The 20052-nt window shown below is 69.4% G+C and carries 17 protein-coding genes and 1 pseudogene; 12 read left to right on the plus strand and 6 right to left on the minus strand.

The window, feature by feature from the left end; all coding sequences use genetic code 11:
- Window positions 1–21 precede the first annotated feature (21 nt).
- The 12 genes and pseudogenes from AB0367_RS22130 (at window position 22) to AB0367_RS22185 (ending at window position 13326) form a co-directional block, all read left to right on the plus strand.
- Entirely contained in the window at window positions 22–894 is an 873-nt protein-coding gene (locus AB0367_RS22130) for a DNA-formamidopyrimidine glycosylase family protein (RefSeq protein WP_366228250.1), read from the plus strand.
- On the plus strand, window positions 891–2360 hold the full coding sequence (locus AB0367_RS22135) for a DUF2142 domain-containing protein (RefSeq protein ID WP_366228251.1): 1470 nt from the start codon (window positions 891–893) through the stop codon (window positions 2358–2360). Before AB0367_RS22130 ends, AB0367_RS22135 begins: the two co-directional genes overlap by 4 nt.
- A gap of 241 nt (window positions 2361–2601) precedes the next feature.
- Entirely contained in the window at window positions 2602–4110 is a 1509-nt protein-coding gene (locus tag AB0367_RS22140) for a sugar transferase (RefSeq protein WP_366228252.1), read from the plus strand.
- Between the two features lie 249 nt (window positions 4111–4359).
- A complete protein-coding gene (locus AB0367_RS22145) occupies window positions 4360–5058 on the plus strand; it encodes a response regulator transcription factor (RefSeq protein ID WP_366228253.1) in 699 nt (232 codons plus the stop codon).
- A gap of 64 nt (window positions 5059–5122) precedes the next feature.
- Entirely contained in the window at window positions 5123–6154 is a 1032-nt protein-coding gene (locus tag AB0367_RS22150; RefSeq protein ID WP_366228254.1) for an ATP-binding protein, read from the plus strand.
- A 75-nt stretch (window positions 6155–6229) separates the two neighbouring features.
- Window positions 6230–8350, plus strand: coding sequence for a DUF4153 domain-containing protein (locus AB0367_RS22155; RefSeq protein WP_366228255.1), 2121 nt, complete (start codon window positions 6230–6232; stop codon window positions 8348–8350).
- 80 nt (window positions 8351–8430) lie between these two features.
- Window positions 8431–8820: a hypothetical protein gene (locus AB0367_RS22160; protein ID WP_366228256.1), complete on the plus strand. Its 390-nt coding sequence runs from the start codon at window positions 8431–8433 to the stop codon at window positions 8818–8820.
- Window positions 8817–9191: pseudogene (locus AB0367_RS22165) on the plus strand (cation acetate symporter); the annotation flags it as partial. The gene AB0367_RS22160 and the pseudogene AB0367_RS22165, both read left to right, overlap by 4 nt.
- 61 nt (window positions 9192–9252) lie before the next feature.
- The gene (locus tag AB0367_RS22170) at window positions 9253–10017 is read left to right on the plus strand and encodes an ABC transporter ATP-binding protein (RefSeq protein WP_366228257.1); all 765 of its coding nucleotides are present in this window, start codon (window positions 9253–9255) and stop codon (window positions 10015–10017) included.
- Window positions 10014–11876, plus strand: a complete 1863-nt coding sequence (locus AB0367_RS22175; protein ID WP_366228258.1) for an ABC transporter permease — start codon at window positions 10014–10016, stop codon at window positions 11874–11876. Before AB0367_RS22170 ends, AB0367_RS22175 begins: the two co-directional genes overlap by 4 nt.
- A gap of 87 nt (window positions 11877–11963) precedes the next feature.
- The gene (locus AB0367_RS22180; protein WP_366228381.1) at window positions 11964–12446 is read left to right on the plus strand and encodes a flavin reductase family protein; all 483 of its coding nucleotides are present in this window, start codon (window positions 11964–11966) and stop codon (window positions 12444–12446) included.
- 76 nt (window positions 12447–12522) lie between these two features.
- Window positions 12523–13326: a prepilin peptidase gene (locus AB0367_RS22185; protein ID WP_366228259.1), complete on the plus strand. Its 804-nt coding sequence runs from the start codon at window positions 12523–12525 to the stop codon at window positions 13324–13326.
- An 8-nt stretch (window positions 13327–13334) separates the two neighbouring features.
- On the opposite strand, the gene AB0367_RS22190 is transcribed toward AB0367_RS22185, so the two are convergent.
- The 6 genes from AB0367_RS22190 to AB0367_RS22215 form a co-directional block, all read right to left on the minus strand.
- A complete protein-coding gene (locus tag AB0367_RS22190) occupies window positions 13335–14831 on the minus strand; it encodes a hypothetical protein (protein WP_366228260.1) in 1497 nt (498 codons plus the stop codon).
- Window positions 14828–15451, minus strand: coding sequence for a prepilin-type N-terminal cleavage/methylation domain-containing protein (locus tag AB0367_RS22195; RefSeq protein WP_366228261.1), 624 nt, complete (start codon window positions 15449–15451; stop codon window positions 14828–14830). Before AB0367_RS22195 ends, AB0367_RS22190 begins: the two co-directional genes overlap by 4 nt.
- A gap of 14 nt (window positions 15452–15465) precedes the next feature.
- On the minus strand, window positions 15466–15879 hold the full coding sequence (locus tag AB0367_RS22200; RefSeq protein WP_366228262.1) for a prepilin-type N-terminal cleavage/methylation domain-containing protein: 414 nt from the start codon (window positions 15877–15879) through the stop codon (window positions 15466–15468).
- Window positions 15880–17154, minus strand: coding sequence for a type II secretion system F family protein (locus tag AB0367_RS22205; protein ID WP_366228263.1), 1275 nt, complete (start codon window positions 17152–17154; stop codon window positions 15880–15882). It lies immediately after the preceding gene.
- Window positions 17138–18778 carry a GspE/PulE family protein gene (locus AB0367_RS22210; protein WP_366228264.1) on the minus strand — a complete coding sequence of 547 codons (1641 nt, stop codon included), beginning with the start codon at window positions 18776–18778 and terminating at the stop codon, window positions 17138–17140. Before AB0367_RS22210 ends, AB0367_RS22205 begins: the two co-directional genes overlap by 17 nt.
- 143 nt (window positions 18779–18921) lie before the next feature.
- The gene (locus tag AB0367_RS22215; RefSeq protein ID WP_366228265.1) at window positions 18922–20010 is read right to left on the minus strand and encodes a PilT/PilU family type 4a pilus ATPase; all 1089 of its coding nucleotides are present in this window, start codon (window positions 20008–20010) and stop codon (window positions 18922–18924) included.
- Between the last annotated feature and the right edge of the window lie 42 nt (window positions 20011–20052).

Here is a 20052-nt window from a genome sequence, read left to right on the forward strand (position 1 = left end):
GTCTTGCGGCAGACTGGACGGGTGCCCGAGCTTCCCGAGGTCGAGGCGCTCGCCGCGTTCCTGCGAGAGCGCGCCGCCGGCCACACCGTCGACCGCATCGAGGTCTCCGCGATCAGCGCGCTGAAGACCTTCGACCCACCGATCACCGCCGCGGCTGGCCGCCCGATCACCGGCGCCTCCCGGCACGGCAAGTTCCTCGATATTCACATCGGCTCCGATGCCGGCCCCGACCTGCACCTCGTCGTCCACCTGGCCCGTGCCGGCTGGCTGCACTACCGCGACTCCTTCAACGCCAAGACGCCGCTCAAGCCCGGCTCCGGCCCGATCGCGCTGCGCGTGCGCCTCGACGACGAGTCCGGCTTCGACCTGACCGAGGCGGGCACGAAGAAGAGCCTGGCGGCGTATTTCGTGACCGACCCGCGCCTGGTCCCGGGCGTGTCCCGGCTCGGGCCGGACGCGCTGGCGGTGAGCGCCGAGGATTTCGCCGCGGCCATGCGCTCCCGGCGCGGCCAGATCAAGGGCGTCCTCACCGATCAGACCGTTCTCGCCGGGGTCGGCAACGCCTACTCCGACGAGATACTCCACGCGGCGAAGATGTCACCCTTCGCGTTGACCAACAAGATCACCGACGAGGCGATGGCGCGGCTGCACGCGGCCATGCGCACCGCGCTGACCGGCGCCGTGGCGCGCTCCGTGGGGCAGAAGGCCGCCACGCTGAAGTCCGAGAAGCGCTCCGGGCTCGCCGTGCACGCGCGCACCGGCCTGCCCTGCCCGGTGTGCGGCGACACGGTGCGCGAGGTGTCGTTCGCGGACACGTCGCTGCAGTACTGCCCCACGTGCCAGACCGGCGGCAAGCCGTTGGCGGACCGCCGGCTCTCGAAGCTCGTACGTTGAGCCGCGTACGCCCTGCGTTCGTCGCGGCCTTCGCCGCATTCTTCCTCCTCGGAACCGCGTGGGCCCTCGCTCTGCCCGTGAACGGGACGTACGACGAGAAACAGCACCTCGTCCGCGCCTTCGCGGTCTGGACCGGGCAGTGGCTGCCGCACGAGCGCGCCATGGACGCGGGTGGGATCGAGACGAACGCGTTCATCGGCCCGCGCAGCCTGCTGCCCGACAACGCCGACTGCACCTGGATCGACAACCCGGCGTACCACCCCGCGTCCTGTCTGGTCACCAACGGCGACCGGACCAGCACGCTGGTGCCCAGCGCCGCGGCGCGGTACAGCCCGGTCTACTACGCGCTGGTCGGGCTGCCGCTGCGGATCAGCCCCGACGGCGCCGGCCTGATCTGGGCGCGGCTGCTGTCGGCCGTGCTGTCCGCGCTACTGCTCGCGTGGGCCGTGGCGCTGGCCTTGAGGGGCACCTCATCGGGCGGGAATCGGCTGCTCGCGTTGGCCGTGCTCCTCGTCGCGACGCCGATGCTGGCCGACCTGGCCGGGTCGATCAACCCCAACGGGCTGGAGATCAGCGCGGCCGTGCTGCTGTTCGTCGCCGTGCTGCGCCGGAGCTGGGGGGCGGCCGGGGTGGCCTCGGTGCTGCTGTTCACCGTTCGTGATCTCGGCCCGTTCTTCGTGCTCGCGGTGCTCGCGCTGTCGCTCTTCGTGACTCGGACGCTCCCGCGCGAGCTGCTGCGCCGCGCGTTTCTGGTCCCGGCCGCGCTCGGCGCCGGGTTCGCCGTGTTCTGGGCCGCCATCGCGTCCCGCGGCAGCGACCTGGGCCAGGGCCGCCCGGTGCCGCCGACGACCTCCGGCGCGATCCTGAGCGACATCGTGCATTCGCGGGCCGAGTTCTGGGCCCGCCAGATCGTCGGCCAGTTCAACTACGGCGAGATGATGCTCCCGATCGCCGTGATCGGGCTGTGGTATCTCCTCGTCGCCGCCCTCGTGGTGCCCGCCGTGTGGCTCGGCGATTGGCGGCTGCGGCTCGGGATCGCCGCCGCGTTCGCCGGCAGCGTGGCGCTGCTGGTGGCCCTGGAGCTGTACTTCGCGCCGAAGGTCGGGCACTTCGCGCACGGCCGGTACGTCATGCCGCTCGGCGTGGGCGTGGTGCTTCTCGCGCCGTTGGCGGACCGTTATGCACAGTGGTTGTCGAATCGCGGGTGGCTGGATCGACTGGTGCTGGTTTGTGCGGCACTTACGGTACCGATGCATATCTATGCCCTGGTCAGGGTCATGACCCGGTTCGAGCGGGGCGTCACCGCGGGCCTCAACCCGTTCGGCGGCGGCTGGACGCCCCCGGCGGGCAGCGTGACGCCGCTGCTGTGTGCTTTGGTGGGGGCTGTGCTACTCGGGGTGATTGTCACGCGCAGTTCTGTCCGCCCTACGCCAGTGCACTCGACAGCGAATACGTTGAGCAACTAGTGTCGTCCGGTCGTCATCGGTAGCTCCGGCCGCCGTGGGACACTTTGCACGTGCTTTCCGGTGTCCGTGAATCAGCAGATCGCATGGACTTGAGACGCAACCGGCCGAGCAGAGCAGTGTCGCGATCCGGGCATCGCGGCGCGAGAAAGTGCCGCGATCCGCGAATCGCGGTGCGAGAGGACGCACTGAGGTGACCGCTAGTCTCCAACGTCCGGCCACTTCGCCGAGCCGGAGATCGACCTTGGGTGAACTCGACAGCTTCGAGATTCTGCCCGACCATGCGGTGACTCCCCTGGGGGCCACCGGAGTGCCGCGCTCGACCTGGCAGCGCACCAAGCGCGCCGCCCGCTGGCACCGTCCCTATGCGGCGATCCTGGTCCTGCTCGACACGGGCGCGGTGGCGCTGGCGTCGCTGACCGCCGCCACCAAGCTACCGCTGGCCGACTCCGGCTTCCAGCACAACCCGCGGCTGTTCGCTCTCGTGGCCTTCTTGATGCTGCCCGCGGTGTGGCTGCTCGCGCTGTGGGGTCACGGCGCCTACGACCGCCGCTACCTCGGCACCGGCACCGACGAGTTCAAGCGGGTGGTCCGCGCCTCCTGGACGGTTGTGGCCATCGTCGCGTTCGCGGCGTTCGCCTTCAAGGTCGACGCGTCGCGGTTCTCGGTCGGCGCCGCGCTTGTCTGCGGGCTCGGCTACGTGCTGATCCTGCGGTATATCGCCAGGCGCGCGCTCGCGTTCGCACGCACGAAGTTCCACCTGGCGACTCACCGGATGCTGCTCGTCGGCACCTTGCAGGAGGCCCTCGAGGTCCACGCGACGATCGGTCGCGACCCCGCCGCGGGCCTGGTGCCGGTCGGCATCCACCTCACCGAGGGCTACGCGCCGCGGGCGAGCACCGTCACGCCGGTGCCCGTGCACGCCGGCCGCGACATCCTCTCGCTGGTGCGCGAGCTCAACGCCGACACGATTGCCGTCTGCGGCTCGGCCAGCGCCGAGCCGGTCGAGCTGCGCCGGCTCGCCTGGCAGCTCGAGGGCACCGGCATCGACCTCGCCGTGGCGCCCCAGCTGACCGACATCGCGGGCCCGCGTGTGCACATCCGCCCGATCGAGGGCATCCCGCTGCTCTACGTCGAGGAGCCGAAGCTCTCCGGCGTCGGCTGGCTGTTCAAGAACGTGATCGACCGGGTGCTAGCCCTGCTCGGCCTACTTCTCGTCCTGCCCTTCTTCCCCCTCGTGGCACTGGCAATCAAACTTTCCGACCCGGGCCCAATCTTCTTCCGCCAGCCGCGCATCGGCCGCGAGGGCAGGACGTTCCGCGTGTGGAAGCTGCGGACGATGTATGTGGACGCGGAGGAGCGGCTGGCCACGCTGCACGATCAGAACGAGAGCGACGGCCTGCTCTTCAAGATGAAGAACGACCCGCGCATCTTCAGGGTCGGCAAGTGGCTGCGCGCGACGTCGATCGACGAGCTGCCGCAGCTGATCAACGTCCTCGTCGGCGAGATGTCCCTGGTCGGCCCCCGCCCCCTCCCCGCCGAGGACGGTGACTTCCTGGGCGACGTCCGCCGCCGCCTGCTGGTCCGCCCCGGCATCACGGGCTTGTGGCAGGTCTCCGGCCGAAGCGACCTGAGCTGGGACGACGCGGTGCGCCTGGATCTGTACTACGTGGACAACTGGTCCCTGGTCTTGGACCTGCACACCCTGTGGCGCACGATCGGCGTGGTCGTGTTCCGCAAGGGCGCCTATTAGGCGGTCCGGCTCGTGTAGCCGCGTCGGCGATCGGTGCACGGTTCGGACACCGGTGACGGTCTATCCAAACCCGCGGTGCGGGGTCACCTGACAGCTGCGCCGCCGAGTCGCGGACCCTCGACCGCCCGGCTTTGTCGTGAGATGTCCTGATCTCGCCCGGCCCCGCGCGCACAACGGCGGCCGAGGTCTCCACAATCCCTCCACATCGCCGACCGAGTGCCTGCACGACGCGCGAATACGCTGCAATGCATGAACGCAGCAGGGGAGCGTCGCCGCGTGCTCGTCGTGGACGACGAGCGCATGATCGCGGAGTCGATCGCGGTACGGCTTCGCGCCGAGGGCTTCTCCGTGGACACCGCCCACGACGGGCCGTCCGCGGTCGCGGCGGCCAAGCTGATCCGGCCCGACCTCGTGGTGCTCGACGTGATGCTGCCCGGCTTCGACGGCCTCGAGGTGTGCCGGCGCATCCAGGCCGAGCGCCCCGTCGCGGTGCTGATGCTGACCGCGCGCGACGACGAGACCGACATGCTCGTCGGACTCGCCGTCGGCGCCGACGACTACCTGACCAAACCGTTCTCCATGCGCGAGCTCGCCGCCCGCGTGCACGTCCTGCTGCGGCGGATCGAGCGCCTCGCACAGGTACAGCCGGATCCCAACCAGACCCCGATCGTCCTCGGCGACCTCGAGATCAACCGGGCGCAGCGGCGGGTCACCCGCGCCGGCGTCGAGGCGCACCTGACGCCGACCGAGTTCGACCTGCTCGTCAACCTGGCCGCCCGTCCGCGCACGGTCCTGCCCCGCGAGCGGCTGCTCGCCGAGGTGTGGGGCTGGGCGGACGCGTCGGGCACCCGCACTGTCGACAGCCACATCAAGGCACTGCGCCGGAAGCTGGGTGCCGACCTCATCCGCACTGTCCACGGCGTCGGCTACGCACTGGAGTCCGCGTGAGGGCGCCTGGTCTGGGTCGATCAGCGTGAAGCCTTATCAAGCCCGACTGGGCGGAGGTGGCAGCATGAACCGCTGCCTGAAGAAGATTGCCGATCTGCTGCCGCGCCCGCTCGACCCGCTGCGGTCGATCAAGCTCAAGCTGGCCGTATTGCTACTTTCCTCGGCCAGCGCCGGCCTCGGCGTGTTCTGGATCGGCATCGGCTGGATCCCGCGCAACACGACGTACATCGCGCTCACCGCCGGCCTGATCACCTCGCAGGTGCTGGCCCACGGGGTGACCCGCCCCCTGCGGGAGATGACCGCCGCCGCCCGGGCGATGTCCCGCGGCGACTACTCCGCGCGGGTCCGCGCCACCTCGAAGGACGAGGTCGGCCAGCTGGCCGTCGCGTTCAACCAGATGGTCGGCGAACTCGCCACCGCCGACCAGCAGCGCCGCGAGCTCATCGCCAACGTCTCCCACGAGCTGCGCACCCCGATCTCCGCGCTGCAGGCGGTGCTCGAGAACATCGTCGACGGCGTCGCGGACCCCGACCCGGCCACGCTGCGCACCGCGCTGGCGCAGACCGAGCGGCTGGGCCGGCTGGTGACGGAGTTGCTCGACATCTCTCGGTTGGACGCCGGAGTTGTACCCCTGGACCGCGAGCTCTTCCACTTCGAGGACCTCCTCCACGAGGTCGTCGCCGAGGCCGAGGTCAAGGCGGTGGCGGCCGGACACAAGGTCGAGTACCTCTCGTCCTCCTTCCCCGAGAACGCGCTGGTCAGAGCCGATCGAGCGCGCCTGCACCACGTCCTGACCAACCTCGTCGACAACGCCACCCGGCACAGCCCCGACGGCGGCACGGTGACGATCCTCGGCCGCCGCGAGGCCGGCCGCGTCATGATCGAGGTCGCCGACGAGGGTCCCGGCATCCCGCACGCCGAGCGCGAGCGCGTCTTCGAGCGCTTCACCCGCGGCGCCCGCGCCTCCGGCGGCGGCACCGGGCTCGGCCTGGCCATCGCCCAGTGGCTCACACAGTTGCACGACGGCACGATCGCCGTCGTCGAGCAGCCCGACAACCTGCCCGGCTGCCGGATTCGCGTGACGTTGCCGGCCTGACGCAGTAGCCCCTTTCCGCGACCCGGGACGCCCCCGGCCGCGCGGATCCGCATGCCCTCGTTCAGGAGCCGCATCATGTCCGAAACCCCCGGCAACTCCGGCAGCGACCGGCCGAGCCACGAACGGTCCACGCCCGAGCCGACCGGCCCGCCGCCGGAGCCCGACGTGTCCGCGACGGCCGGCGCCGGCGTCGACCCGATCCACCCCGGCCCTTCCGCGCCGCCCGGCGCCGACGTCCGTCCGACGCGCCCCAGCGCTTCGGCCGATCCGGGGCCCTCGGCGACGCCCAGCGCCAGCGTCGACCCGACGCGCTCCAGCGCTTCGGCCGATTCTGGGTCTTCGGCGCCGCCCGGCGCAGGTGTCCACCCGACTAACCCCGGCGTTTCAGCCAACAACCCCGGGCCTTCGGCACCGTTCAGGCCGCCGCATGTGCCGTCCGGGCCTCCGCGGACGCCCGTGCTTGCGGCCCAGCCGGTCCCCGGCCTGCCCAACCCCGCGGTGATCAGCCCGATCCGGCTGGGCCCGCCCGCCCCGACGCTGTGGCAGCGGGCCTGGCCCCGGCGCGACCCGGCGGCCGGCCGCGGCGCCCTGTACGGCTCCCTGGCCACGGCCCTGATCGCCGCCGTCAGCATCCCGCTCGACCGCCCCGGCCTGGGCTGGCCGATCGCGGGGCTCGGCCTGCTCGTCCCCCTCGCCCTGCTGCTGAGCCGCTCCGGGCCTCCGATCAGCGGCAAGCGGCGGACGCTCGGTGCGCGGGCGGAGTCGCTGCTGTGGTGCGCAGCGGCGCTCGCGCTGCTGTCGGTGGGCTTCTTCCGCGCCGCCGGCTGGTTGTTCGCGCTCAGCCTGCTCTCGGCGTTCGGCTGTGTCGCCCTGGCCGTTGGGCAGCACCGGCGGGTGCCGGCCGTGCTCGTGGCGCCGTTCACCCTCGTTTTCGCCGCTTTCCGGGCGATGCCGTGGGCGCGCCACGGCCTGGTAAGCGACCGCCTGGTAAGCGACGGTCGGGTAAGGGACGGCCGTGCCGCCGAGGCCGAGGGCGGGGCGGCCCCGGCCAGCGCGACCGTCCTCAACCCCAGCGCCGCCAACCCCGGCGCCGGGACCACCCGTGACTCCGGAACCGCGACCCGGAGCGATGCCGAGACGGGGGCGCAGGGGACGAGCAACACGCTGCGGCTGCTCGCCTCGATCGGCATCGGCATGGCGCTGCTCCTCGTCTTCGGCGCGCTGTTCGCCAGCGCCGACGCGGCCTTCGGCCGGGTCGTGTCCGAGATCGTGCCCGAACTCGACGCGGGCGCCATGGTCCGCTGGCTGTTCGTCGGCGTTGTCGCCGGCGTGCTGGCGCTGGGCGCGGCGTTCCTGGTGGTCAACCCGTCGTCGATCGGCGACGCGGCGCCGCGCTCGGGCCGGCCGGTGCGGCGCATCGAGTGGCTGGTCCCGGTTGGCGCGCTGCTGGTGCTGTTCGTACTCTTCGTGGCCGTGCAGCTCGCGGTGCTGTTCGGCGACCGTGACTACGTCATGCGCACCGTCGGGCTGACCTTCGCGGAATACGCCCGCAGGGGCTTCTGGCAGCTACTCGTGATCACTCTGCTCACTCTGTGCGTCATGGGCGTGACCGTGCGCAAGGCGCCGCGCGACACCGCCGCCGATCGGGTGCTGCTGCGGCTGGTCCTCGGGCTGCTCGCCGTCTGCTCAATCGTGGTCGTCGCCTCGGCGCTGTGGCGGATGAACGTGTACGAGCAGGCGTACGGCTTCACCCGCCTGCGCGTCTTCGTCAGCGCGGTTGAGCTCTGGCTCGGCGGCCTGTTCATCCTGGTCATGCTGGCCGGTGCGACCGGGCTCCGGCGCCCGGCGACGTGGCTGGCCCGCGCGGCCGTCGGCCTCTGGGTGGTCACGCTGCTCGGCCTGGCCGCGCTCAATCCCGACCGGCTCATCGCCGCGCACAACGTGGACCGGGCGGGCGCCGTCCAGCACGCGAGCAACTCCGACATCTGGTATCTGCGCACGCTGTCCGCCGACGCGGCCCCGGAGCTCGACCGGCTGCCGGCCGGCGCGCGGGAGTGCGCCTTGTCCGACATCGCCGACGATCTCGCCCGCGACGAGGACGACTGGCGTGGATGGAACCTCGGCAGGGCCGTCGCGCGTCAGATCATTACACAGCCGGTGATCGTGCAGGACTATCTCTGTTACCGGCGGTACTGAGGAAAAGAGCGGGGGCCGACGTTCGGACGGGGGACGTCGGCCCTTGCTTTTGTTTCGCGGACGTTGCAAGACTGCCGTCTATGGAGCCGCCAACTCCGCGCGTGCGCGTGGTGCTCGGTGACGTCTCCCGCGCCCGGATCCAGCCCGCGCGAGCCCGCGTGGAGCTGGAGGAGCAGAGCCCGGTCGGCGCGGCGCTGGCCCGCGGCCTCGTGCGGGCGCAACTGTCCGTGGCAGTCCGGCTCGCTGCCGTGGTCGCCGTCGGGCTCGGCGGCCTGCCGCTGCTGTTCGCGGCCGCGCCGGCCGTGGCGCACGCCCGGCTGTTCGGCGTCTCGCTGCCCTGGCTGCTGCTCGGCGCGCTGGCGTACCCATTTCTCTACGTGATCGGCGTCGTCTACGTGCACCTGGCCGAGCGCAACGAGCAGGAGTTCCTGGCCCTGGTCGAGGACCGCGGCCAGCACCCGCCCACGTGAGCTCCTATTCGGTGACGGCCGTCGTGCTGGTCACGCTGGTCACGCTTGCCATCGGCCTCTACGGGCTGCGCTTCGCCCGCACCACTTCGGGCTTCCTGGTCGCCTCGCGGATGGTCAGCCTGACCTGGAACGCGGCGGCGATCGGCGGCGAGTACCTGTCCGCGGCGAGCTTTCTCGGCGTCGCCGGTCTGGTGCTCAAGCACGGCGTCGACGTGCTGTGGTATCCGGTCGGGTTCGCCGCCGGCTACCTTGCGCTGCTGCTCTTCGTGGCCGCGCCGTTACGCCGCTCGGGTGCCTTCACCCTGCCGGACTTCTGCGAGGTCCGGCTGCGTTCCAAGCGGCTCCGCAAGCTCGCCACCGCATTCGTGATGTAGCCCGTCACGTACCGTCAGCTGGGTGGCAGGGGTGGACAGCGTGACTTACGTTCAGGGTGTGACGGATCGCGAGCCGAGTTCGGCCCTCGCGTTACGGGGGCTCACCAAGCGTTTCGACGACAAGGTCGCGGTCGCGGGCGTCGACCTCGAGGTACCGACGGGATCGTTCTTCGGCCTGCTGGGCCCGAACGGCGCCGGCAAGACCACGTCCCTGTCCATGGCCGTCGGGCTGCTGCGCCCGGATGCCGGCCATGCGTATGTGCTCGGCCACGACGTGTGGTCCGACCCGGTCGAGGCCAAGCGGCGCCTCGGCGCGCTGCCCGACTCGGCGCGCATGTTCGACCGGCTCTCCGGCAGCGAGCTGCTGGCGTACACCGGCCTGCTGCGCGGCCTGCCGCAGGACGTGGTCGACGCCCGGGCGGCCGAGCTGCTCGACGTGCTGGGCCTCGCCGACGCCGGGCGCACCCTGGTCGTCGACTACTCCGCCGGCATGAAGAAGAAGATCGGCCTGGCCTGCGCGATGCTGCACGCGCCGCGGCTGCTGGTGCTCGACGAGCCGTTTGAGGCCGTCGACCCGGTGTCCGGCGCGCTGATCCGCGACATCCTGACCCGCTATGTGCGCAACGGCGGCACGGTGATCTTCTCCAGCCACGTGATGGCCGTGGTCGAGCGGCTGTGCACGCACATCGCGATCCTGGCCGACGGGCAGATCAAGGTCGTCGGCAGCACGGACGAGGTCCGCGGCGGCCGCGAGCTCGAGGACGTCTTCGTCGACGTGGTCGGCGGCCGCGTGGCGACAGGCGCTGAGCTGTCGTGGCTGTGACGCCCCCACCCGCGCAGGGCCCGGAGGCGCAGGTCCCCGGGGTGCCTGGCCCGGAGGCGCAGGTCCCGGGGGTGTCGGGCGCGGAGGCGCAGGTCCCGGGATTGCCGGGCCCGGAGGCGCGGATTCTGCAAGAGTGGCCGGCGCCTGCGGAGGCACCGCGGCCCGAGCGGCAGGCGTCGCCGGCTGTGGAGGGTCGGGGACGGCCGCGGGTCGCCTACTTCGTGCGGCTCAAGCTGCGCATCCTGCGCAACACGCTGCGGCCGGGCCGGCGGCAGCCCGGCGGCAGGTCGCGCTGGTTCGGCCGGCACTCACGGCTCGTCGTTCTGCTCCTCGGCGCGCTGTTCGGGCTGTGGGTCGCGTTTATAGGCTTCGCCGCCTTCGCCGGCAGCAGCGTGGCCGGCCCCCACCTGCGTCCGACGGTCGCCGCGTTCGCCGGCGCCGCCGTGGTGCTCGCCTGGATCTTCGTCCCCCTGCTGTTCGGCGTCGACGAGACCCTCGACCCGGCCCGCTTCGCGTTGTTGCCCGTGCCGCGCCGCACGCTGGTGCTGGGCATGCTCGCCGCCGCGTTCGTCGGCGTGCCGCCGATCGTCACACTGCTCGCCACGCTCGGCTCGGTCGTCGGCGCCGTGGACGAAGGTCCGGCCCCGGCGATCATCGCGGTGCTCGGCGCGCTCGTCGGGCTTTGCGTCTGCGTCGCCGCGAGCCGTGCGGTGACCAGCGCGTTCGCCCGAATGCTGCGCTCGCGCCGGGTCCGCGACCTCGCCGCGCTGCTCCTCGCGCTCATGGGCATCTCGTGCAACCCCATCTTCCAACTCGTCTTCGCGCTCGTCGGCCGCGGCGAGTCGCCGCAGGCCACCGCGATCGCCCGGGTGCTGTCCTGGACGCCGCTCGCCGCGCCGTACGTCGCCTACGTCGATGCCATCGACGGCCGCTGGGCGCTCGTCGCCGCCCGCTTGCTCATCGGCGTGGCCGGCGTCGCGCTGCTGCTGTGGTGGTGGCTGCGGACGATCGAGTCGGCGATGGTCGGCAGCGCGGCGGGCCCCGGTGCCCGACGGTCCGCCTCCGCCGAGAGCCCGGTGCGTGCCCTCATCCCGCGCGCCCTGCGCTTCTTGCCGCCGACCCGCTTCTCCGGTCTCATCGCCCGGGAGGTGCGGTACTGGCTGCGCGATCCGCGCCGGCGGGCCAGCCTCGTCTCCCTGCTGGCCACCTCCGTGGTGATCCCGTTCGCGTTCACGCTCGGGCTCGCAAACCCCGGCCAGAACCGGCCGGCCGGCCACGGCGCCATCGTGTTCTCCCTGATGGTCGCGGGCGCGTTCGTCGGCCTGGTGCTGGTCAACCAGTTCGGCAACGATGGCACGGCCTACGCGTTGCACATCCTCGCCAGCGTGCCCGGCCAGGTGGAGCTCGCCGCCCGCGCGCTGGCGGTCGGCATCCTGACGTTCCCGCTGCTCAGCGTCGTCACGGTCGTGGTGGCGATCGTCGGCGGGCACACCGCCCAGCTGCCGGCCGCCCTCGGGGTGGGACTGTGCGCCTTCGGCATCTCGGTCGGCGCGTCCGGCATCACGTCGGTCCTCGCCGCGTACCCGATGCCCGACACCAACAACCCGTTCGCCATGAACACCGGTCGCGGCGGCGCGAAGAGCTTGCTGTCGTTCGTGAGCATGTTCGCGGCCTGGGCGCTGACCGCGCCGCTGACGATCGCGTTCCTGCTCCTGCCAGGCGCCGTGTCGTGGGTGTTGCTGCCGATCGGCCTGGCGTGGGGCTTCGCCCTCGCCTGGCTGGGCACCCGACTGGCCGGCAATCTGCTGCAGCGCCGAGCGCCGGAGGTCCTGGCGGCCGTCACTCCGAAGCGGGCCTGACCGGACGGCGTGCTGGGGCGCGCCGCCCTCGCAGCCGCCAGCGGCGACAATGAGGCGGTGAGCATCCACGCCTCCGACCCGTTCGCCATGCCCGACGATCTGAAGTCGCCCGTCCGGCGGTTGCGAGGGCGGCTGCCGGCCGCCGTCACGCTGTGGACGGCGGCCGGAGAACGGCAGGGCGACAAGGGCCTGACCGTCTCGTCCATGCTGGTCGTCGACGGCGATCCGGGCCGCGTGCTCGGGCTGGTCGACGAGGAGAGCGACCTGTGGGAGGCCGCCGAGTCGGCCGGCCGGTTCGCGGTCAGCCTGCTCGAGGAGGAGGACCGCCAACTCGCGGACAAGTTCGCCGGGCTGATGCCGGCGCCCGGCGGGCTGTTCGCCACGGGCGAGTGGGAGCGCACCGAGTGGGGCCCAGTGCCGCGCGGGCACAGCTGGGCCGGCTGCCGCCTGGTGGGCGCTACCGAGAAGGGCTGGTCGCTGCTGGTGGAGGCGGTCATCGAGCGGGTCGAACTTGCCGCCGACCACGCCGCGCCGCTGATTCACGAGCGCGGCCGGTACCGCCGCAGCTGACACCCGAGGGCCTGCGGACCCCGTCCACGCCGCTCACCTGTCGCAGCCGGCCGGAGCCAGCGGTCATGATAGGGCCGTGCTTCTTACCCAGCTCGCGCTTCTGCTACCGGTGACGCTATTGCTGGGTTTGGCGGTGGGTTCGTTCCTCAACGTCGTGATTCACCGCGTGCCCCGGGGCGAGTCGCTGGTGACACCCCCGTCGCGCTGCCCCAATTGTGGCAACGGGGTCCGGCATCGGCACAACATCCCGGTGCTCGGGTGGCTCGTCCTTCGTGGCCGGTGCGCCGACTGTGGTGTGCGGATCGGCGTACGGTACCCGCTTGTCGAGCTGACAACGGCCTTGCTCTTCGTCGCGGTCGCCTTGCGCATGCACCAGCTGCACCTGCTCAGCGCATTGCCCGCGTACCTCTACGTCGCCGCGGCGGGCATAGCGCTGGCCGTGATCGACCTCGACTGGCGCCGGCTGCCGAACGTGATCGTCCTGCCGTCGTACCCGGTAGTGGCGATCCTGCTGACGCTTTCGGCGGCCTGGGAGGACGACTGGTGGGCATTGGCGCGCTCCGCGATCGGCGCGGCGGCGTTGCTCGCCTTCTTCTTCACGCTGGCGTTCGCCTACCCGGCCGGTATGGGGTTCGGGGACGTCAAGCTGGCCGGAATCCTCGGCGGTGTACTCGGCTATCTGTCCTGGTCCGCATTGGCAATCGGCGCGTTCGCCGGCTTCCTGCTGGGTGCCGTCGTCGGAGTCGGCATCATCGTCGCCCGAAAGGGCGACCGCAAGACGGCCATCCCATTCGGCCCGTTCATGATCGCCGGGTTCCTGGTGGCCCTCTTCGCGGCCGCGCCAATCGCGCAGTTCTACGTGGACGTCATGATGTTCTGAACGTCCGGCTACCGCGGCACGCTCCAGTTGTAGACCGTGATCTCCCGTTTGCCCGATGGATCCGCAAGCCCCACCATTGCCTGCAGGTTGGGATCACCGTCGGTACTACACTTGGCGGCGCCTGAGCAGATGTACACCTTGAGGTTGACGACGGCGCGCATCCCGAAGCCGGGCGAATCATCCGGCACCTCGATCAAGGCGCTCGAAAGGTTAAAGCTGCCGGTGGCCGAAATGGCGAGGCTGCGAGCGATGACGCCGTACCGGAAGACCTGCGCCGTCGCGTTGTTGAGCGAAATATCTACGGCCGCTTTCGGCACGTACGTCGTGCCCTGGATGTAGAGCTTGCTGCTCGGTGAGTTCTCCGTCTTGATCAGCGCGCAACCCGACGACGTGGCAGTGATGCAACCGCTCTGAGCAGGCACACTGTCGACCGCTGTCTTCAACCCGTACACCGCGATGGGCGGGCTGGTTTTGGAGTAGGTGCCGCAGATCTCGACCTGCGCCGCCTTGACCCGGATTCGGCTGTCGCCGCCGAACACGAACTGCACGCCAGCGTTGGTCCAGCCGTCGGACGGCGGCGGATTGGGAGGAATTGGGCTCTTGCATGAACCTGGAATCGTCGGCGGCGTTCCGCCGACTGGTTTCGTGGTTGGGGTCCCGCCGATCAGATACCCCGAATCAATCAACCATTCGCCACCGAAGTTGAAGTAGTAGGTGCCCGGATTGAACACGTAGATGCTGTTCTTGCAGGAAGACCCATCCGTCATCTTGTTCAACTTCGCCAGGTCGGTGTAGAGCCCCGGCCAGAAGTCTATGACCTTGTTGTTGCCGCTGCAGACCGGGAACGACGGAGGCGTCGGGGTCGTCGTCGGTGCCGGGTAGTTCGGGTCGTTGCCACGTGGGTCCGCGGCTGTTCCGATGTTGCACTTCCTGGCCGGGTCGCTGGTGATCGAGCCGGTGCAGTTGCCGCGCGCGGTCACACTTGTGTTGGTACTCAGGACGCCCTGGCTGATGGTGATATTCGAATTGGAGAAAATGCCACCATGGACCTTTATGGTCCCCCCGCCGCTGACCTTGATGTTGAGGCCATCGCCGGTGGTTCCCAGCGTTAGGATCGCGCTGCCCGGCTTGTTCGCCGCGCTGATCACCACCGGGGAAGCGGAACTCTTGCTCTCGTCCTTCGTGCATTTGACGGCGGCGGAGTACGCCGAACCGGACGGCGGCTGGTAAAAGTTCGGCACGTCTAGCGTGTCCAAAGTGGGGCCGAAGCACTTTCCGACGGTTCCGTCGAACGTCCCCTGCTGCAATTTGTTGATCGCGATCTGAGCCGCGCCGTCGACGGCGGCGGCCTCCGCTGCCTGATCGCGTAGGCGCAGCGTGGTGCGAATGCTCGTGTCCGCGAAGGACAGCACCGCCGCGATGACGACGGCGACCACCGTGATGAAAACGAGCGCGAGAACCAGGGCCGCCCCGCTGTCATCGGTGTGCTTGATCCTTGACCTCATGTTTGTCTCCGCTGGCCGGTGAGGGTGACGATGAGCGGCTGCTGCCCGCCGCTGGCCTTGATGGTGACGGTCAGGGTCACACTCTGCGGCACCTTGGGCGCCGCGGAACAGACGGCCGAGCAGTCAGGGGGGGTGGCATCCACGACGTTGCGGGCGAGCACGATGTTGACGGGAGCCAACGATCCCACGCAACGGATGCGATGCAGTTGACGCTCTGTACCCACGGTTTTGACCACATAGGACACTCGAACGGTCTCGGACGTTCCGCGGTTGTTCCAAGCGAAACCGACAACCGCCTTCGGGGTGTCGTCTGCACCGCATTTATCAGCGGGGCTGTTGTAGGCAAGGCTGTTGTAGTCAACATTAGGAAAAATGGATTGTTTGAGCGGGAACCCGTCCTTTTCCCAGTCCCGCACCCCGACGCTCTGCACGTCCTGGGCGAAGTAAGCCGCCATGATCTGTGCGTCGTGTGACTCGCTCAGGCGTCTGGTGGTGTCGTCGGTGTTGCGGATGAAACTGAGCAGAGCGTTGCCGAGCGGAATGATGATGATGCCCAGGATGGCGATCGCAACCAGCACCTCGACAAGGGTCAGACCGCGTTCGTCGCGTCTCACGCGCATGGCGACTCCGAACGTCACGGCTTGCGGATGATGATGTCGAGGGTCTCGGTGACCGAGTTGTCCCTGGTGCTGACCTTCAGCGATACCTTCTGTACCCCGCTGTCGCTTGCGCACGCGGCCGCGAAGGTCGAGCCGTTCCAATACCTGACGTCCGTAATCGTCGGGATGTAAGCCTGATCGTGATCAAAACTGACGTCGTAGGTCCGCGCGCACGGGGTGTATTTGCCGGAGGCCGCTACGGAATGCTCGATAGTCTCGGCATAGGCACGCAGGTAGGCGCCGGCTTGGGCCTGCTTCCGGTGGATGTCGGACATCCGGATGCTGGTCGCGACGCCGCCGACGAGGGCCACCACCGCGACTCCCACGATGATCACCGTGACCAGCAGCTCGATCAGCGTTTCCCCCCGATCGTTCGGGTCCGTTTTCATCTACACGTCCACCTGGTTGAAGATGCCGTACATCGCCGACACCAGTGCGACAGCCACGAATCCGACCACCAGTCCCATGACGACGATGACGGCCGGCTCGAAGAGCGCGGTCACCTTCTTGAGCTTGTAGTCGAGCTCGCCCTCGTAGTAGCGGGCGGTGACCTCCAGCTGAGTGTCGAGTGTGCCGGTCTCCTCACCGACGCGGATCATCCGAGCGGCGGTCGGAGGGAAGAGCCCGGTGCTGGACAGCGGCTGGGCGAGGCCTTGACCTTCGAGCATCGCTTCGCCCACGTGAGCGAGCGAACGTACGAATACCAGGTTGCGCAACGACTCCGTGGCCACCCGCAGCGCCTCCGGCAGAGCGACGCCGGCTCCGGCCATGGATGAGAGGATGCGGCAGAAGCGCTCGACGAGCGCGAACTGGACCGCTGCGCCAATCACGGGTATGCGCAGCACGAGGCGGTCTCTGGCATACCGGCCGCCTTCCGTGCGCAGCGCGAGGAAGATGCTCGCCGCTACGACGGCAACGCCCGCCAGCACGGCCCACCACCACTGCGTAAAGAAGTCGGTCACCCCGAGAAGGATGCGCGTGGGCAGCGGTAGCTCGGCGTTCAGGCCGGCGAAGAAGACCTTGAACCGGGGCAGGACGAACGCGGCCAACACCACCACGGTGACCAACGACATGAGCGCGATCATCGATGGGTAGATCGAGGCTGCCTTGATTTTGCGTCTGGCCTCGAGGTCCCGCTCCAGGTATTTCGCGAGCTGATCCAGGACCGTGTCCAGCTGACCGGTGAGCTCGGCCGAGCGCAGGATGCCGCGATAGAAGTCGGGGAAGATCTTCGGGTGCCGGTCGAAGCAGTCCGACAGCCTCTCTCCGGTGCGCAACCCTTCCTCGACCTCGGTCATCATGCGCCGCACGCTGGAGTTCGTCGCCTCCTCGCCGATCGCGCGAACCGCGTCGATGATCGGCAGTCCGGCGCGGACGAACGCCCCGAGCTGGCGGGACAGGTGCATGACCTCTTCCCGCTTGACCCGGGGCGGGGAGAGCTCGAGCTGCCAGAAGCTCTTCTTCTCGCTGACCTTGCTGTCACGCGACTGTGGCTCGGGCAACGCCCGCTCGGCGACCCACAGGTTCTGTGTCTGCTCCATGTCAGCGGCGCGCAGTCCGTCGGGATGGACGGCGGTGTAGGCCTGCTCCAGACCAGTGGCGCGCTGTCCGTCCGGACGGGCAGCGCGGTAGCCGTACTCGCTCACCTCAGGCCCCCACGACATAGATTGAACGCAGAACTTCGGCCAGGGTGGTCACGCCGGCTTCGACGAGGCGGGCGGCCTCCTCCTGGAGAGTGCGCATCCCCTCGGCCCGCGCCACCTTGCGAATCTCCTCGTGCGATGCGCGGTCGAGGATCATTTCGCGAATCCTCCCCGTCACCGTCAGCATCTCGTAGACGCCGGTTCGCTCGAGGTAACCGGTGTGTGTGCAGAAGTTGCAGCCGCGCCCACGCACGAAACCACCGCTCGGCGGCACTCCCTGGATCGCGTGTAGCAGGCCCATTTCCTCGGCGGAGGGGTTGTACAGCTCACGGCAGTGGTTGCAGATGCGCCGTACGAGACGTTGCGACAGCACGGCGGTGACCGACGACGCGACCAGGAAGCCCTCGATACCCATGTCGAGCAGCCGAAGCAGAGCCGATGGAGCATCGGTGGCGTGCAGGGACGAGAGCACGAAGTGTCCGGTGAGCGCCGACTGGACGGCGATGCGGGCGGTTTCGACATCGCGGATCTCACCGACCAGAATCACGTCCGGGTCCTGCCGCAGGATCGACCGGAGGCCGCCCGCGAAACTGATGCCGGCCTGCTCGTTGATCTGAATCTGGTTGATTGACGGAATGCGGTATTCGACCGGATCCTCGATCGTCGTGACGTTCCGCTCGGGGGTGTTGATCTCGCTCAGCGATCCGTACAACGTGGTCGTCTTGCCGCTGCCCGTCGGGCCGGCGCAGATCACCATTCCGTACGGCGAACGCAGCAACGCCGAGTACCGAGTGGCCATGTCGTTCGGCATGCCCAGCTGCTCCAGGCGGAAAAGCGGGCGGCTCTTGTCCAACAGTCGCATGACCACCTTCTCGCCGTCGATGACGGCGGTGGTGGACACCCGGATGTCGACGCCTCGGCCCTCGATGTCCATGCTGATCTGCCCGTCCTGAGGGCGGCGACGCTCGACGATGTTCATCCCGCCGAGGATCTTGATCCGGCTCGCCACGACGGGCCCCATGGCCGCGGGGAGGTTGAGGACATCGTGCAACGCACCGTCGATGCGGTAGCGCACCCGGACCCGTTCCGGCTGCGGTTCGATGTGGATGTCGGACGCGCGGTCCCGCAGGGCCTGCGTGATGATGAGCTGGACGATCTGCACCACGGGCGCGTCGTCGTTGGCCACGGCAGGGTCGAGCCTGGCCACTTCTTTGCGCAACGACTGTTGCGTCTCGAAGACCCTGACCTGGGAGCTGACCGCGGCAAGCGCACGGTAGCTGTTGGCGAGCAAGCGGCTGATTTCGGAGCGCGACGCGACCTTGACGATCAGCGGCCGGCCGATGATCTCATGCAGTGCCTGCGCAGTGGCGGGAAAAGCCACCGCGATGATCACGGCCTCCCCGCGCAGCGCCAGCGGGATGGCGACGAGTTCGCGGGCGGTCGCCTCGTCCAGCAGCTCGATTGCCGGGGGCTCCGGCATGATCTCGCGGAGGTCGATGGCGTCCATTGAGTACTGCGCGCCGACCGCCCACGCGAGGTCGCGCTCGCTGAGCGCGCCGAGCTCGACCAAGCGTTCGCCCAGGAACTTCGCCGGACCGTGCTGCAGCTCCACCAAGGCCGAAACAACCTGCTGGGGGTTGACCAAGTTCGCCTCGACGAGGATCTCGCCGAGGCGACGGCCACCCCGTTGCACGGTCAGGTCGTCGGGACGGCCCGGTTCGATGCGCTGTGCGCGTGTCGTCGGTGTCGCCTCGACGGACTCAGCCGACTGTCCCCAATTCCTCAGTCTCATGCCGTCACGCTCGCCCGCGGTCGAGGATGGGTCTCGATGTCCTTGGGATACAGGCTGCGGGCTAGGGCGTCGTCGATGGTGATCGCACCGGCCTGAACGAGCGACGAGAGCGATTGCTCGAAGGTGACCATGCCGTCCCTGTGGCCGGTCACCAGCGAGTTACGCAGCTGGTGGGTCTTGCCCTCCTTGATGAGGTTTCGGACCGCGCTCGTCGCGACGAGCACCTCGTGGGCGCCGACCAGACCTCCGCCGACCCGGGGGATCAACCTTTGGTACACGATTCCGGTGAGCGCTGCCGCGAGCTGCGTGCGGACCTGGGCCTGCTGCTCGGCTGGGAAAACGTCGATGATGCGGGCGAGGGCCTGGGCTGTGTCGTTGGTGTGCAACGACGCGAGGACCAGGTGGCCGGTCTCGGCGATGGTCAGGGCGAACTGGATCGACTCCAGGTCACGCATTTCGCCCACGAGCAGGACGTCCGGGTCACCGCGCAGCGCGGAGCGCAACGCGTCCGGAAACGACGCGGTGTCCGAGCCCACCTCGCGCTGGTTCACCATGGCGCGTTTGTGCTCGTGGAGGTACTCGATCGGATCCTCGATGGTCAGGATGTGGCAGGCCCGGTCGCTGTTGATCTGGTTGATCATCGCGGCAAGGGTGGTCGACTTGCCCGACCCCGTCGGCCCGGTGACCAGGACCAGGCCCTGATGCTGGCGGACGAAATGCCACAGAACAGGGGGAAGGCCCAGCTCGGCCATCGTCGGAACGCGTTGCGAGATCATCCGCAGCGCCACAGCGGTCTGTCCGCGCTGGCTGAAGGCGCTGCCCCGGATCCGGGCAAGGTCACGCCAACTGAAGGAGAAGTCGTACTCGCGGGACGCGTGCCAGGCCAATGTCTGCTCGGCGGTGAGCATCGCAGCGAGGAGGGCGTCGGTGTCGCGTCTGCTGAGCACCTCGTGCCCTGTCACCGAGCTCAGCTCACCGTGCACGCGGATCTGCGGGGGCATGCCTACGGTGAGCAGCAGGTCGGTGCCGCGCTCCCGCCACAACGTATCGAGCAGCGCATCGAGATGATCGCGGCGATCGTGCATACCAACCTCCAAAGGTGCCGCACAGATGTCGGAACGCAGATA

Source organism: Dactylosporangium sp. NPDC051484, from assembly GCF_040689395.1.
Taxonomy (GTDB): Bacteria; Actinomycetota; Actinomycetes; order Mycobacteriales; family Micromonosporaceae; genus Dactylosporangium.

Bases quoted from the DNA above. Each gene is read 5' to 3' on its own strand.
- AB0367_RS22145 (WP_366228253.1), top strand. From the start codon at position 4,360: ATGAACGCAGCAGGGGAGCGTCGCCGCGTGCTCGTCGTGGACGACGAG.
- AB0367_RS22150 (WP_366228254.1), top strand. From the start codon at position 5,123: ATGAACCGCTGCCTGAAGAAGATTGCCGATCTGCTGCCGCGCCCGCTC.
- AB0367_RS22155 (WP_366228255.1), top strand. From the start codon at position 6,230: ATGTCCGAAACCCCCGGCAACTCCGGCAGCGACCGGCCGAGCCACGAA.
- AB0367_RS22160 (WP_366228256.1), top strand. From the start codon at position 8,431: ATGGAGCCGCCAACTCCGCGCGTGCGCGTGGTGCTCGGTGACGTCTCC.
- AB0367_RS22180 (WP_366228381.1), top strand. From the start codon at position 11,964: ATGCCCGACGATCTGAAGTCGCCCGTCCGGCGGTTGCGAGGGCGGCTG.
- AB0367_RS22190 (WP_366228260.1), bottom strand. From the start codon at position 14,831: ATGAGGTCAAGGATCAAGCACACCGATGACAGCGGGGCGGCCCTGGTT.
- AB0367_RS22195 (WP_366228261.1), bottom strand. From the start codon at position 15,451: ATGCGCGTGAGACGCGACGAACGCGGTCTGACCCTTGTCGAGGTGCTG.
- AB0367_RS22200 (WP_366228262.1), bottom strand. From the start codon at position 15,879: ATGAAAACGGACCCGAACGATCGGGGGGAAACGCTGATCGAGCTGCTG.
- AB0367_RS22205 (WP_366228263.1), bottom strand. From the start codon at position 17,154: ATGTCGTGGGGGCCTGAGGTGAGCGAGTACGGCTACCGCGCTGCCCGT.
- AB0367_RS22215 (WP_366228265.1), bottom strand. From the start codon at position 20,010: ATGCACGATCGCCGCGATCATCTCGATGCGCTGCTCGATACGTTGTGG.